Genomic DNA, 14,191 nt, shown 5'->3' on the forward strand with positions numbered 1-14,191 from the left:
TCCTCGCACAGCGGAAGCGGAAGGGGAGGTACTGGGTGGCCCGTGGGGCGGGCGGATACGGGTCACAGCGGCAAGAAGGTTTTGCCGTCCGGCCCGCATGCCTTGGCCGATCCGGTGTGCACCTCGTAGTACCAGGCGTGCACCTGCAAGGTTCCCTCCGCGACCCCTTCCACGATGCAGGGGTGGGTGTGCAGCCGCTCCAACTGGGCGACCGTGTGGAGCTGGACCGCCTCCGCGACGTCCGGGGTGTGGGGGGTGGTGATCTCGGGCCTGGCGGCAGCGTGCTCCAGCCAGCCTTGTACGGCGGGCAGTTCGGAGAGGTCGCCTCCGCTGACCAGCGCGTTGACCGCGCCGCAGTGGGAGTGCCCGCACACGACGACATCGCGGACACCGAGCACCCGTACTGCGTACTCGATGGTGGCTGTCTCGGCGCTGGGGTGCTCGCTGCTGTACTCCGGCACGATGTTGCCCGCCGTCCGCAGCTCGAACAGTTCACCTGGGCGTGCGCCGGTGATCAGGGAGGGCACTACGCGGGAGTCGGAGCAGGTGATGAACAGGACCTCGGGACTCTGTCCGGCCTCTAGGGCGCTGAACTCCTCAGCACGGTCTGCCACATGCGCCGTGAAGGATCGTGCGTTGTCAACCAGGGACTTCATGGTGGCCTTTCTCCTGCGCCGCGACAGTGGTCGCGGGCGCGGTGTGTTCAGGTCATCAGTGGAAGGAACATGTTCCGGTCTGCCTGTAGGCAGCAGACGGTGATTCCGCGGCATCGTTGACGCGGAGTGAAGAGGTGATTCGAGACGGGACGACGCTCGCGCTTTACCGAGCTGAGCGCCTCGCCACGGCAGGGCGACGGAAGTGGGAACGTCTGTGTTCGGGGAGTGACCATGCCGACCAGGGGCCGAAAGCGCACAGAATCCGCCGCAGCTCCATCAACACATCCCCCCGAGTAACGTGGCCATGAGCCAGACGCGCACGCGATCGCGACAGCACGTCAGGCGGTTCGCTTGACTACCGCGCGAACACCTCTTTGCCTGGAGATTACCCTACGGTCGGGGATCAAGTCACGGTCAAATAACGGCCAAGCATCGTCCGCTACGGCCAATTGGCGCATTTCCCAATGCGAACCACCCGGGCGTACGCGCCGTGGTGCGGGATCCGGAGAGCGCTTCTACACACGCCCCACTGTTGGAGATCCGGCTTCACTGCAGCGACGCGTCCTGCCCGGCCACCGTCATGTGCGCCGGGCAGCCTCGCGGCGTGCGCCGGACAAGTACGCGACGGTGTGGCCGGAACGGAGGGAGCGCGAGGGCGAGGATGTCCCTAGGGGGTCTGCAGATGTCACGCCCACATCAGGAGCGATGGGAGGGTGGCGCGACGGCGGCCTCAATCGGCACGCCGTCCAGGTGACGGCCACCCGGTCGCCGCGCATGCCTTGGGCGGCTTCACACCCCTGCGGGACGGCTGTCCCGTCAGCTTGGTGCCGGAGACTGCCATCGGCCCGATCTCGGAGGAGCAGGCCAAGAGCCACCGGGTGGGAGGGCGTCCGGACGGCGACTGTGCCGTGGGTTTCACCCAGATCTCAGTCCAGCGATGGCTAGTGGCGGGCGACCGGGGGAGCCCGCCCGGCCGGCACGCCTCGGCCAGGGCCCAGTCGCCGAAGGGGGAGCGGTAGTAGTTGCCCGGGCAAACGGTCGACAGGTGCATCGAGGTCTCAGCCGTCTTGGAGGCTGCCCGAGGGCAGAAGCCACACGGTCGATGTCCGTTTCGGTGATGTGCTGGTGGAAGGGCAGGCTCAGGATCTCCGCAGGTCAGTCTGCTCGGTGGCCGGCAAGGTGCGTCGCCAGGCCGCGAACGCGGGCTGGAGGTGGTTGGGCGGGTAGAGGAGGCCCACATCGGGGCTCCGGGTCCGCAGGCCTCATCCCGGTGCGGTACTCGGACCTGGCCCAGGTGCCGCTCCGCGTGGTGCTGGTCAACGTCAATGAGCTTCATGCCGTCCAGCACGGAGATCCCGCTACAGGCCGTGGCGAGCGCGCACGGGTGGTGGCGAAACTCTTGAGCTGGGCAGTGGGAAGGCGCGAGCCGCACAGTAGCCGACGAGCTACTGCGTGAGCTGCGGTCTGAATTGTCCCCCGCCGGGATGGCACCCCTGGAGGGTGGATCAAGTCAGCCGAGCTCACGGCTGGGGGAGGCTCCGGGTTCGAAGCAGCCCGAAGGCGTGTTGGCGCACGTTGCTCCGCGCGCGAGCGCCGTGCGCGGCGGCTGGAGCGGGCGCACCCTGGTAAGAGGGAAGCTGGAGGTGATCGTCATGTTGCAGAGCGCCGTCGGATGGCATGTCGAGCTGGAATTCGAGGAAGATGCCAAACGCACGCGTGCGGCCGCACTGGTACGGCTGCGCGACGGCACCGAGGTACGGGCCCACGGTTACGCCAGCCGTCACCCGGTCGACTCCAATCAGCCCAGGGTCGGTGAGGAGGTCGCGGGCGCCCGCGCACTCAACGAATTGGCCATGAGGCTGCTTACCAAGGCCCACGACGAGATCGACGATGCGTCCGGCCGCACGTCGTATCCGCTGACCTGAGACAGGCTCCTACGCGGAGGCCGGGCGTACCGGAGGATGCCGCTCGTGGAGAGGTCGGCCGGGAGTGCCTGGCGCGTCAGCTCTGGTCTGGATGTCGTCTGCGCCGTTTCCATGCGTGTGTCCTGCGGAAGGTCTCCTCGTACAGGAGCCGGCCCGTCAGCGCACCTCCGAAGACGACGACACCCACACCGACCAGCCAGGACTGGATGACCAGGACGGTGCCGACGGGGCCGTAGGTGACGGTGCTGGATGCGATCAGCGGCGAGAAGACGAGACTGGAGAAGACCCTCAGGCCAACGAGCCCGACCACGGTGGCCACAGCGCCGGGGAGCAGGGCGCGCCAGCGGACCCGTCCGCCGAGCAGTACGTGCTGGGACCACCAGAGGAACAGTACGGCGCTCAGCGACGCGATGGCCCCTCCCGCGAGGGGGTCGCGCTGCAGCGTGGTGGCCGAGAAGAAGAGAAATCCGGTCAGCACACCGAGCCACAGCACATGTCGCCAATGGGCATGCCAGCGGGCCGGCGGTAGGCCCCAGACTTTTTCGTAGCCGGTCTGCACCGCTACCCCGAAGGTCAGGCCGAAGAGAGCGAGGGCGACAAAGCCGAACGCGGTCGTGCTGCGCAGAGCCTGGCCGGGGCGAGCGAACAATTGCTCGATCAATTCTCTGGAGGCCGTCGAGACCCCGAGCCCTGCTCCCAACCACTGTGCGAACCCACGCCCGTGCTCGGGATCACCAGTGGAAACAATGATGAGCAGCGGCACCAACGTGAGGAACCCGAGCGCGGCGAAGCCCAGCGCGCGCTGCCCCAGTTCAAGTTTCCTGCTCTGCCGCCACCCGCGGCCGACCGGCGACCGGCTGACCGCGCGTCGAAGCCTTCCGATCAGGGAGGCGCGTTCCGCGTCAGCGGGGCTGGGCTTCTTTGGCATACCTGTCGACTACCACGCCCCGTACCGGCATCTCGCGAGGGCGCGGCGCTCGCTTCTGTCGTGTTCCCGGGCCGGGCTCGTGCCGGTGTGGTGTCGAGCAGGACGCTGACGGTGCCGGCAGCGCGGGAAAACTCCTGCCGGTCGGCCGTAGGTGGCTGGCAGGCATGCGGCAATCTGCCCAGTGACCAAGTCGATCTGTGGCCGCATGCTCAGCACACCGACTCATTCCGGGCCTGGCCCGGACGGGCCCTGGGCAGCATCCTCCGCGTCGTCGCCTGTGGAGCAGGCGCTCAGGCCCCCGGGCCCGGCCCTGCGGCTTCGGTGGGCAGGCCGCGCGTTGTGACGAGTCGGGCGCTGCCGTCGGTCAGTCGGTAGGACAGGCCCACCACGGCCGTCCGTCCGGCGGTGACCTGATCGGCGAGTACGCGGGAGCGGTCGAGGAGGAGGTCGACGGTGTGCTTTATGTGCTCGGCGATGATGTCGTCGTCCTGGGTGAGCCCGGCGGCGCGGGCTGCCAGAACACTAGGGGTGACACGTTCGATGACGTCGCGCACGTACCCGGTGGCCGCAACGCCGTCGGTCAGGGCGGCACGGGTAGCCGCGACCGCACCGCATGAGTCGTGACCGAGCACCACGACCAGCGGGCATTCCAGCACGCTCACGCCGTATTCGATGCTGCCCAGCACCTCCGGCCCCGCCACATGGCCGGCGGTGCGGACAACGAACAGGTCACCCAGGCCCCGGTCGAAGATGACCTCGGCGGCCAGGCGGGAGTCGGAGCAGCCGAAGAGCACAGCGAACGGACGCTGGCCGGATGCGGTCTCCGCACGGCGCGCGGCGTCCTGGTTCGGGTGCTCCGGGGTGCCGGCGATGAAGCGCTTGTTGCCGGCCAACAGCAGCTCAACGGCCTCGGACGGAGTCAGCGGTGGGGCGTCAGTCATGGCAGCAGGCTACGTCCAGGCCGAGCTCGCCACTCTGTCGGGGCCCGCCAACCGGGCTGGGGCCGCCTGTCCGCCGCTCTCCGACGAGCCGGCCCCGGTCGACCGCCGCATACCGCTCGCGGGCGCCACTCCGGGGGGATTACTGCGCTGTCCGGACCAGCGCTCGCCGCCTGGTCGGCAAGCCAGGTGCGGAACTCGCTCTCGGTGTGTCGGGTGGTCTGGCCCTTCCGCACACCGACGGGGACGCGCCGGCGCCGGCGTGGAGACCTTTCGGCCCATTCGAGCTCCCGGTGGTGATGGCCCGCGTGTTCGGCGGGTACACGTCGTCACGAAGGTCGCACATACGTACGTCAGATCTACCCGGGAGCCTTGATGAGTGGCCAAAGCCTTGCAGGCAAGAAGATCGCGATCCTCGCCGCGAGCGGGGTTGAGCAGGTAGAGCTGGTAGAGACCCGTGATGCCGTGCGCGCGGCCGGTGCCGACACAGCGATCATCTCCGTGCCGAGCGGGGTGCAGGACGGGCGGATCCAGGCGATGAATTCCGACATCGTGCCCGCTGACACATTCCAGATCGACTCCCTTGTCAGTGCCGTGTCGGTGGACGACTTCGACGCCCTGATCCTGCCCGGCGGCACGATCAACCCTGACAAGCTGCGCCAGGACGCTGAAGCCGTGGCGTTTGTGCGGGCCTTCGTCACCTCCGGCAAGCCGGTCGGTGCGATTTGCCATGGCCCGTGGACCCTGATCGAAGCGGGCGTGGTGCGGGGCAGGACCCTGACGTCGTGGCCGAGCCTGCGCACCGACCTGCGCAACGCCGGCGCCACCGTCGTGGATGAGGAAGTCGTCACCGACAACGGTCTGGTCACCAGCCGCAAGCCGGACGACTTGCCTGCTTTCTGCGCCAAGATCGTGGAAGAGTTCGCCGAGGGGCGTCACCAGAGCTGACCATCCGACCCGACCAGGAGTTTCGCCTACCAGCTATCTCGGACTAGCTCATCCCGAGGAAGCACCGCAGCCGGCATCGGTACGGCCCGAGGCTGCCTCGTTCGTGATCGTCCGCGGCGATCGCCAGTAGCACCAGCAGGCCCAGAGAGGTAGGCAGGGGCAGGGCATCCGGAAGGAGCAGCGCCCGCAGGGTGGCAGGAACCGTAGGGCATTCGACCCCATGTCGGCACCGACCGCGGGAAGCAGGCTGGGCAGGTGACGCTGGCGGACTGCCCGGATGGAGCAGCGAGACCAACGAAGAACGGGCGCAAGGCAGCTTTAGCCACCAGACCCACAAGTGTGGGCAGCGGCTGGCTGAACGTGCGGTGTCCTCTCTTGCTGCGCTGTCGGTGCGCGGTGGTCCTGCTTCGGTCAGGCTGACTTGCTGAGCTGGGCCAGCACTCTGCGGTGGCCTCCTCCTTGTCGACCCCCAACTCCATGTTCAGGGTGTCGAGCTTTCCGCAGCCCGCTCCAGTGCGTCGTAGCGCCGAGGGCGGCGTAGGCGCGCAACAGAATGCGCCAGAGGTTCTCTATCTCGGTTGCCGCGTTGAGCGCCTCGCCGCGCACAGGGCGCCACGCGGATCGCCCTGGGCCAGGCGGCGCTCGGTTGCGGCGTCGACGATCGCGGAGATCACGTCCTGGTGCTGGTATTCGGCCCAGGCGTAGCGGCGGCGGTTGACGCTGGAGAAGGGCTTGCCGCAAACAACTGTGGGATGAGGGGGGACCCTGCGCATCGCCGAGTCCCCATCTCAACTGTGGCTTCGTCTTGAAGGCACGCGGGTCAGACTTTGACCGCCGTGAGCTTCTCCGGGTTGCGGACGCAATAGATGGCCGTCACGACACTGCCGCGGATCTCGACTGAGGTCACCTGATCGAGTTCGCCGTCGATGAGTACCGTCAGGGTGGGCATCCCGTTGTAAGTGCCCATGCGGACGTCGAGTTCGCCCCTGCGGGCTCCCTTGTCCAGGAGCCCGAGAAGCAGCCTGGCCACCTTCTCGGGTCCGACCACGGGGCGCCGCGCCGCGTTCACGACCCCGCCGCCGTCAGCCAGGAACACCACATCGGGTGCGAGCAGGTCCATGAGGCCTTGGACGTCACCGGCCGCGGCCGCCGTCAGGCACCGTTCGGCGACCGGCCGTGCCTCCGTAGGGGTGGCAACTGCCGTGTGTCGACTCGCACGCACGCTTTTGCGGGCGCGCTGGTTCAACTGCCGCACAGCAGCCTCGGACTTACCCACTGCGGCGGCGATCTCCGCGTAGTCGAAGCCGAACACCTCGCGCAACACGAACACCGCGCGCTGGGGCGGGGTCAGGGTCTCGAGAACCAGCAGCATCGCGGTGGTTGCTGCCTCGCCGGTGAGCACATGGTCGATGCCGGCGGGTACGTTGCTGACAGCTTCGGTCACCAGCGGCTCGGGCAGCCACGCTCCTACGTAGTGCTCCCGGCGGCGGACGGCCGACCGCAGTACGCCGAGCGCCTGCCGGGTGACGATCTGTGCCAGATAGGCGCGCGCGTTCTCCACGGAGGAGCGGTTGACCGACCGCCACCGCAGGTAGCTGTCCTGTAGGACGTCTTCGGCGTCGGCAACCGAGCCGAGGATCTCGTAGGCGATCGAGAAAAGCAGGGCCCTGTGCGTGGTGAACTCGTCCACTGGATCAAGCTGTTCGGTCACTTCGAGCTCCGCAGCCAGGCGTAGCTGGCGGTGCGGGCGCCGAACTTCGCGTAGCGACAGATTCGCTCCTTGGTCACGGCAGCGGTTCGCCCTGCGAAGTAGAGCCGGCGCACGGTGCCGTTCCTGCGGTTGACCTGCAGCAGCCCGTCGCGACGGCCCAGGCTCAATGCCTGTCCGACGTACCCCATGGAGTAGGGCTTGAGCTTACGGCCTTGGATCATCCGTGCCAGCGTATCCACTGCGTGTGCGCCCTGAGGCATGGCCGTCGCGCAGGCTGCTCGAGAGCCGGGGACCGCCGCGCAGTCGCCAACGACGAAGATCTGCGGGTCGGTCACGCTGCGCAGATGCTCGTCGACCACCGCACGCCCGTCGGCATCCACCTCAAGTCCACTGCGGGCGGCCAGGTCGGGCACGCTCCCGATGACCGCCCACAGTGTGAGGTCGGAGGTGAACGGCGGGCGTGAGTGGAGACGTACCAGGTCACCTCCCCCTTCCCCGGCGCCATGGTCAATCTGCGTGACGGAGTCCACCACGACCTCCACATTCAGGCGGTCCAGGCTGGTGCGCACACGCTTCTGCGCTCCTGGCGACAGGCTCGGGGCGATCGTCTGTCCCACGAGCCGCACGCGGAGGTCGGGTCGGCCGCAGGCGATCTCGGATGCCGTCTCGACGCCCGTCAGCCCGCCACCGATGACGGTGACCACCCTCCCGCCGGGTAGCGCTGCCAGCGCGGCCCGCGCCTCCTCCGCTCCTTCCCAGATTCCCACTGGAACGGTTCCCGTCAGCGGCGCGACCGTGCTGCCCACCGCGAGGAACAGGTAGTCGAAGTCGAGGGTGGCCCCGCCGCCGAGGGCGACCTGTCCGCCGCCGATCTTGTCGACGGTGCCCACCCGCGTCGCGACCCCTTCGCTCAGCATCGACGTCAGCGGGGTCGCCGCGGCTCCGGTCCCGGCGATCTGCTCGTGCAGCCGCACCCGCTCGACGAAGTCCGGCCGGGGGTTGATCACCGTAATCTCCGCCCCCTTCACCTTCTTGGACAGCCGGTTTGCCGCTATCGTCCCCGCGTAGCCGGCTCCCACCACCACGACCCTCATGCGTGCCTCCTGTTGTGAAATCAGTTCACACACGGGATGCAGCCCACCTCGCGTTGGTGACGGGCAAGGCGAGTGACCTGCATCACTCAGGAGTCATCCGCCTACTCGATTGCCCGCAACGGCCACGGTCTTGCTCAAGCGCTTTACGTCGGATCCCTCATCGCCGATCTGATCGTCGACGGCGAACCACACGAGGACTTGGAGGGGTTGTGGATGAAGAAGCCTGAGTTTCCACGCCCGACGATGGCGGGACCGCTGGGACTGCGCTCCATCTGGACCGTCGACCGATTCAACGATCTGGTCAGCGGAAGCCGGCGCAACGCCCGGAGAGGCTCGGTGCCCGTGGCCTGACCGTTCCCGACAAGAGAAGGGAGGGACGAAGACATCCCTGCCGCGAGGCGCCTCGGTGTCCGTCCGTGTGGCGCTCGGCGAGCCTGATCTGCCGTCATGCCCCCGCGGGTGGGCCCGGGCCGACTAGTGACCATCATGGGGCGCCTCGCATGGAGCGCCGCACGCACCCAGTGGACGGGCAGAGCACGACGCTCTGCCCGCACCGCGACTTCATCCAGGCGCCGTAGATCTCCAGGCAGCGTTTGATCCCGAGTCGTGTGCCGGCGTCCAGGTCCGATGCGTCAAGCAGCTGGAGTATCAAGCCGTGGCCCGTGAAGGACGGAACCGAGGCCTGGGGCCCCTGTGGGCACCGGCATCCGGGCGTTGCCGACCTCGGCCGGCGCGCCACCGGCCTGAACCTTGGCGTCCTTATTTCACCGTGCGGGGTCAGCCGTCGCCCTGGGCACGGGTCCGCCAGAGGTCGTTCTGGGCGCTCGCGTTTTCCCAGAGCCGGCCGACTCCGTCCGGTCCGATGTCGTCGAGCGGGACGAGGAACCGCTCGGAGAGCGTTGCGGCGAACTCGTCCGGGCCGCTGATGGTCCAGGATCTCCTGCCTTCGGCGCCGATCTGCCGCACCGTACGTGACACCAGCAACAAGGTGTGCCCCGTGGCGGCCAGTGCGGCGATCAGCGTGGTGACGTAGGGCGAATCCGGGGACGTGGACAGTTCGTGCGAGCGGACGACGAAATCGGCGGGCTCGCACGGCTGGAGACGAAAGTCGTAGGAGGCGATCGTCCCGCCCGGGTGATGGTGGAAGCGCCACGTGTCCGGCGCTATTTGCTCCAGCCGATAGGTGAACTCCCCCTGTGTTTGCAGCCCTTCGCGCAACGGCAGCGGTTCCAGGAAGCCGTCTCCGATACCGGCGTCGGCCAGCCAGCGCCGACCGTCGAGGTCTACGAGCAGCGCGTTGTGGTTGCCCCACATCGCGTCTCCGCGGGTCTCGCGCAGGACGCCGCTCTCGATCATCGTCACCTCGAACCCGGCCAGGCGCAGCAACATGGCGAGGCCCGCGTTCTGTTCGTAGCAGTAGCCACCGCGCCTCCGCCGCACGAGCTTGTCGAACAGCGCATCGGGATCGAGGCTGATGGGCCGGCCGAGCTGGATGTCGAGGTTCTCGTAGGGCACCGTGCGCCGCCAGGCCCGGTGCAGGGCGAACAGTGTGTCCAGGTCGGGAGTCGCACCGCCTTGGTGCCCGATCCGTTGCAGCATCGCGTCAAAATTCATCCCTGACCCCTATCTGATAGAGAACCCGCCACTTAGGCGCAGTATATGGCTGATGGCGGCTCACATATACTGCTGCGGTGACAACTTCGACCTCCGGACGCGAACTGCGAGCCGATGCCCGGCTCAACCGTGAACAGATCATCGAGGCGGCCCGGGCCCTTATCGCCGAGCGGGGCCCGGACGTGCCGACAGAGGAGGTGGCCCGCCGCGCCGGTGTCGGGACCGGCACCCTCTACCGCCGCTTCCCGGACCGGGACGCGCTGATTCGAGGGGTTGCGCTGGACGGCTTTCACCGCGTCGTCGCCATCGCCCGCACGGCCGAGGACGAGGAGCCCGACGCCTGGCGGGCGCTGACGCGATTCGTGGTTCAGGCCGCCGCCGAGCTGCGCCTGGCCACCTGGCTGTCGGTCTGGTTCGCCAGCACGTGGGCCGAGCTCCAGGAGGACCCCGAGAACCGCAGGCTGCGCCAGATCCTGCTGAAGATCCTCGATCGGCTCGTCCACGGGGCCCAGGCTGACGGAGACATGCGCCCGGATGTGGACACCGGCGATCTGGCCTTGATGATCGCCCTGCTGCTGCGACCGGTCCCCGGGCTGCGCGCAGAACTCGCCCGGCGCAACGCGGATCGCTGTCTGGCCCTCATGCTCGACAGCCTGCGAGCCCGCGATGACGCCCAGCCGTTGCCTGACCGGGAGATCGCCGTCACCGACCTGGACCCCGGCGTCTAGCGCGGGGCGGCATCAGCTCGTCTTGCTGCTGCACCCGGCGGATGTGTGAGGCCGTTATCCGCAGGCTCCTACCTGCGTAGGTGCAGGGGACGTGGCGGGCCCGGATGGCTTCGACGGCCCGGTTCTCGGTCTTGCCGAGCAGGTCACCGGCCTCTTCCGGGGTGTAGCTGCGGAGATTCTCCTCGGCTTGCCGGACGGCGATGAGCTCGTTGAACTATTCCGCGGCGGCAGTGAGGTGTTGGAGGTCACCGTCGTGCGAGAGTGGCATGCCCTCTGCAGCGGGAATGTGTGCTCCCGGCTGAAGCAGAGGCGGGGCTCAAGGTCGGGCTTGCCCGGCAAGCGGGCCGCCGTCACAAAGCCGTCAGGAAGCTCGGCAGGCGAAACCAGGCGGGGAGCAGGCTGAACGGGAGCGACGCCAGGCCGCCGAGAGCCAGCCCTGCGAGAAGGAATGAAGCGATGACATTGCACACCGATGTGGCGGAGCTGCTCGCGGGAGCCGGCATCCTGGACGTGGACGTTGATGATGTCGTCGCGGATGAGCACGTCCGATCGTCCGCGTACCAACGCGTCATCTCGGTGGCCGCTTCCTCGCGGAGCCGCGACCGAGACCGCGCGATGGTGGCCACGATCCTGCGCGACCCCAACGAGATCTCGTCCAAGACGGCGGTGGTCGCCCTCGTGGACAGCGTTGCGGTGAAGGTGACCGGTCCTGCCGAGTTCCGGCAGTGGTCCGCCGAACTACTGCCGGAGACCGACCAGCTCAAGACGGAGCAGTTCCGCGAGTTCATCCGGCGCCGCATCCACGACTGGCTGTTCTACCTGTCCATCAAGGACGGTCACGTGCCGACCGCGGCCGAGTTGGCGAAGGTCACGGACTGGATGCAGCGCCTCCTCGCCGAGGAGTCGACGTCGCCGGCGGTACTCGCCCTGCTCGCCGAGTCAGCCAGCAGGAAGAAGACACGGAACATCGCGAAGAACCGAGCCGGAAGCCGCAAGCTGAAAACGCAGTGACTCGGGCCATCGGCAGACGCGACGACTGCATCACCACAAGAACGGTGTCATGTCCGACGATCACGCGGGAGAACACATCCAGGGCGAAGGCTATGTAAGCCCAGCCGGGCCAGGTTCTGACCCAGGAAGTTTCGTTTGGATCAAGATGGGGGCGAGCGACCGGCAGGCGCTTCAGGGTGGCGCCCTTGGGGCGATGCAGTCATGGACCCATCCGCCGAGAACGACAGATCTCGTAGTCACGGTGCCTATCCGAGCGGGCACCAAACCACCTGAGATGTCTTTCCAGTGGGCCGTGTTGCCCTCATTCTCCTGGGCAACGTGTATGTGGAGCGCAGCAAATGGCGCCAGAGCCAACGAAGCGAGCAGAGAGCCGTGTTCTCTTGATGCCGCACCCTCCGTCGCCGTTTGCTCCGCGGTCACTGGTGGCGCGGGCAGGGGGAGCCGACCGAGGTAGCGCCCTTCGGGCCGCCCGCCCGCGCCCACGTCCCACGCCGGCGGGTAGGACAAGTAGTTCAGCCGATACGGATCGAAGTGACCGTGTAGACCACGGCCGAGCTCATTGACGGTCCGCGGCAGGTCAGCCGGCACGGCGGTGTGCGGTAGGCCTGCACCTCGACGTCGATGGCCGCGGGACGTGGCGGGCGTCCGGTGATGCGGATCCGCCAGCGGTCGATGTCGCGGGAAGTCTCTGCGATGACGTAGTCATGGCGGCCGGCGGGGCCGAAGCGTTTGAGCACGGCTGCGACAGCGGCCTGCTGCGGCGGGAAGAGATCCGTGTATCCGCGCAGGTGCTCCGCGTGAATGCGGTCGGCGAGGTGCTCTTCGATCGCTGCGACGGACGACCTGGCATCGAGCCCGCCGTAGTAGACGCCATCAGGTGCGACGACGACATTGGCGGCGAACCTGTCACCGCCCACGTGGGTGCATTCCCACACCAGGCTCGGCCAGCGCTCACTCAGGGCGCGGCCCACGGGCCGTCCGCGCAAGGCGCAACAGGCGTCGTGCTGACCGTGGGTGCAGACGAGGACGACGAGCGGACAGCCGAGGTCTCCGGGGGAGCTGAGGGCTCTGACGATCTGCGCCAAGTCCTCACCTCGGTTCCACGTGCCCCATTGCTGCCGATGGGCGCCTGAGCTGTCATGGCGCAGTACGGCCCAGCGACCGGAGCCTTCGGGCTTGCGGGGGCCGTGCCGCCTGACCAGAAGCACGCGTGCCCGCATCGCCTGGGCGGCGGAGAACACGCGTGCTTTGGTGGCAGGCTCAAGATTGAGGCCGTCGAAGCCGTTGGGAGGCCAGCCGCCTCGGTACTCGATGAGGACCCAGACAGAGCCGTGCGGTGCGGTGCCCACGATCGAGTCGCCGCGCATCCGGGCTGCATCGGCGCAGAAGAAGCGGTCTGTCGCACTCACCGCGGCGTAGTCACCGTTCGGCGGGCACCAGTACGCCCGCGCGCAGCAGTCTCTCGACGAGTCGGACGCCGAGATCACCGGCGGTGTGGACCTCTCCGTCGAGCACGCAAGTCAGCGACGGCAGGTCGGTCTCCGGGAAGTCGAGCCAGCCCACGCGTGTGGTCAGGCGCGCGCCCTCCAGCCGCGCCTCCAGCGCCTCACGGAGCCGCACCCGGGAATCAGGGCCGAGGCCGTCGACGGCCCTGAACTGGGCCAGCGGTCCCAGCGGCGCCGGGCGTCCGTGCCCGCGCCGGGTGCGGTGAAACAGCGGGGCGGAATCGGCCTCTGTGACGGCGGCGACGAGGCGTTCACGGACGATGTCGATCTCGCCGGCCGGTCCGTCCACGCCCAGAGGCAGGGTCTGGCGCATCTGGGGATCCTCGCGCAGCACCGCGAGTGCGGATCGGGCGAGCTGTTCGGCCAGTGCGTAGCGCGTCCAGCTGTGAATTCCGAGCGTCAGGTGGATCGAGACCTCGCCCTGCGCCTGGGCGCCGTGCAGCCAGCCCCGCGGCAGGTAGAGGACATCGCCGGGCTCGAGCACGGTGTCGATGTAGGGCGTGCTCTTCGCGGCCCGGGCCACGGCGGAGCGGTGATCGGTCCAGGGCTGATCGGGCAGCGGATCCGAATGGACGGGCTCGTGGACGAGCCAGAGCTTGGTGCCTTCGATCTGAAGGACGAAGACATCGTGGACATCGTAGTGGTCGTCGAACCCGTGGTTCTGCGGTGGCGTGACGTAGGCATTGGCCTGCACTGGATGCCCCAGCTCGGTGCTCAGTCTGGCGCTGAAGTCCGCGACCGGCTGCCACGTGCGCTGCAGAGCCTGCAGGACGAGTGTCGAGCCGTCGGCAAACGCGCGCCACAGCGCGGTGTCGTCGAGCTGGTCGGAGATGGTGGCGCCGACGCCGCCGGACGAGGTGAATGACGAATCGGGCAAGGTGGCGCCCTCCTTGGCAACGCGGAGAAAGGGCGTGCGCAGTCCGCGACGCGAGATCAGTTCGTCCACGTCCTCGGCGGAGAACAGGTCGGAGAAGTCGCTCGCACGGTGGGTCAGCAGAGCAGTCCGCGCCCAGATGTCGCGGGCGAACGCCTCCCGGCTCAGGTTGGTCAAGCGCGTCTCCAGAACCCCGGGGCCTGCTGTGGCGCCGGCGCCCGGTAGCTCGGTGCTGGAGGTACTCAAGAGCGGCTGCCGG

At 68.2% G+C, this 14,191-nt stretch carries 13 protein-coding genes and 1 pseudogene; 5 read left to right on the forward strand and 9 right to left on the reverse strand.

Annotation, left to right across the window (positions count from 1 at the left end; genetic code table 11):
* Window positions 1–62 precede the first annotated feature (62 nt).
* Both ACGFZW_RS17495 and ACGFZW_RS17500 read right to left on the reverse strand, forming a co-directional pair.
* Complete coding sequence (locus ACGFZW_RS17495) at window positions 63–656, reverse strand: carbonic anhydrase (RefSeq protein WP_393893996.1); 594 nt, start codon at window positions 654–656, stop codon at window positions 63–65.
* 752 nt (window positions 657–1,408) lie between these two features.
* Window positions 1,409–1,582, reverse strand: a pseudogene (locus tag ACGFZW_RS17500) (Sua5/YciO/YrdC/YwlC family protein); the annotation flags it as partial.
* 726 nt (window positions 1,583–2,308) lie between these two features.
* On the opposite strand from ACGFZW_RS17500, the gene ACGFZW_RS17505 reads away from it, so the two are divergent.
* On the forward strand, window positions 2,309–2,581 hold the full coding sequence (locus ACGFZW_RS17505; RefSeq protein ID WP_393893997.1) for a DUF1876 domain-containing protein: 273 nt from the start codon (window positions 2,309–2,311) through the stop codon (window positions 2,579–2,581).
* Between the two features lie 76 nt (window positions 2,582–2,657).
* Here ACGFZW_RS17505 and ACGFZW_RS17510 read toward each other — a convergent pair whose 3' ends face one another.
* Both ACGFZW_RS17510 and ACGFZW_RS17515 read right to left on the reverse strand, forming a co-directional pair.
* A complete protein-coding gene (locus tag ACGFZW_RS17510; protein ID WP_393893998.1) occupies window positions 2,658–3,509 on the reverse strand; it encodes a ribonuclease BN in 852 nt (283 codons plus the stop codon).
* A gap of 290 nt (window positions 3,510–3,799) precedes the next feature.
* Window positions 3,800–4,450, reverse strand: a complete 651-nt coding sequence (locus tag ACGFZW_RS17515) for a carbonic anhydrase (protein ID WP_393893999.1) — start codon at window positions 4,448–4,450, stop codon at window positions 3,800–3,802.
* A gap of 372 nt (window positions 4,451–4,822) precedes the next feature.
* Between ACGFZW_RS17515 and ACGFZW_RS17520 the strand changes: the two genes are divergently transcribed.
* The gene (locus tag ACGFZW_RS17520) at window positions 4,823–5,395 is read left to right on the forward strand and encodes a type 1 glutamine amidotransferase domain-containing protein (protein ID WP_393894000.1); all 573 of its coding nucleotides are present in this window, start codon (window positions 4,823–4,825) and stop codon (window positions 5,393–5,395) included.
* Between the two features lie 820 nt (window positions 5,396–6,215).
* Here ACGFZW_RS17520 and ACGFZW_RS17525 read toward each other — a convergent pair.
* Together ACGFZW_RS17525 and ACGFZW_RS17530 are read right to left on the reverse strand one after the other, a co-directional pair.
* A complete protein-coding gene (locus tag ACGFZW_RS17525) occupies window positions 6,216–7,106 on the reverse strand; it encodes an RNA polymerase sigma-70 factor (RefSeq protein ID WP_393894001.1) in 891 nt (296 codons plus the stop codon).
* Window positions 7,103–8,200 carry an NAD(P)/FAD-dependent oxidoreductase gene (locus ACGFZW_RS17530; RefSeq protein WP_393894002.1) on the reverse strand — a complete coding sequence of 366 codons (1,098 nt, stop codon included), beginning with the start codon at window positions 8,198–8,200 and terminating at the stop codon, window positions 7,103–7,105. The genes ACGFZW_RS17525 and ACGFZW_RS17530 overlap by 4 nt, the downstream gene beginning before the upstream one ends.
* Before the next feature lie 72 nt (window positions 8,201–8,272).
* On the opposite strand from ACGFZW_RS17530, the gene ACGFZW_RS17535 reads away from it, so the two are divergent.
* The gene (locus ACGFZW_RS17535; RefSeq protein ID WP_393894003.1) at window positions 8,273–8,551 is read left to right on the forward strand and encodes a hypothetical protein; all 279 of its coding nucleotides are present in this window, start codon (window positions 8,273–8,275) and stop codon (window positions 8,549–8,551) included.
* 426 nt (window positions 8,552–8,977) lie between these two features.
* Here ACGFZW_RS17535 and ACGFZW_RS17540 read toward each other — a convergent pair whose 3' ends face one another.
* Window positions 8,978–9,814: an arylamine N-acetyltransferase gene (locus tag ACGFZW_RS17540; RefSeq protein WP_393894004.1), complete on the reverse strand. Its 837-nt coding sequence runs from the start codon at window positions 9,812–9,814 to the stop codon at window positions 8,978–8,980.
* 77 nt (window positions 9,815–9,891) lie between these two features.
* On the opposite strand from ACGFZW_RS17540, the gene ACGFZW_RS17545 reads away from it, so the two are divergent.
* Together ACGFZW_RS17545 and ACGFZW_RS17550 are read left to right on the forward strand one after the other, a co-directional pair.
* Window positions 9,892–10,542: a TetR/AcrR family transcriptional regulator gene (locus ACGFZW_RS17545; protein ID WP_393894005.1), complete on the forward strand. Its 651-nt coding sequence runs from the start codon at window positions 9,892–9,894 to the stop codon at window positions 10,540–10,542.
* A gap of 456 nt (window positions 10,543–10,998) precedes the next feature.
* On the forward strand, window positions 10,999–11,553 hold the full coding sequence (locus ACGFZW_RS17550) for a hypothetical protein (protein ID WP_393894006.1): 555 nt from the start codon (window positions 10,999–11,001) through the stop codon (window positions 11,551–11,553).
* A gap of 512 nt (window positions 11,554–12,065) precedes the next feature.
* On the opposite strand, the gene ACGFZW_RS17555 is transcribed toward ACGFZW_RS17550, so the two are convergent.
* Both ACGFZW_RS17555 and ACGFZW_RS17560 read right to left on the reverse strand, forming a co-directional pair.
* The gene (locus tag ACGFZW_RS17555) at window positions 12,066–12,962 is read right to left on the reverse strand and encodes a sucrase ferredoxin (RefSeq protein WP_393894007.1); all 897 of its coding nucleotides are present in this window, start codon (window positions 12,960–12,962) and stop codon (window positions 12,066–12,068) included.
* Between the two features lie 10 nt (window positions 12,963–12,972).
* Complete coding sequence (locus tag ACGFZW_RS17560; RefSeq protein WP_393894008.1) at window positions 12,973–14,178, reverse strand: cupin domain-containing protein; 1,206 nt, start codon at window positions 14,176–14,178, stop codon at window positions 12,973–12,975.
* Window positions 14,179–14,191 lie beyond the last annotated feature (13 nt).

Source organism: Streptomyces sp. NPDC048248 (assembly GCF_043201875.1).
Classification (GTDB): Bacteria; Actinomycetota; Actinomycetes; order Streptomycetales; family Streptomycetaceae; genus Streptomyces.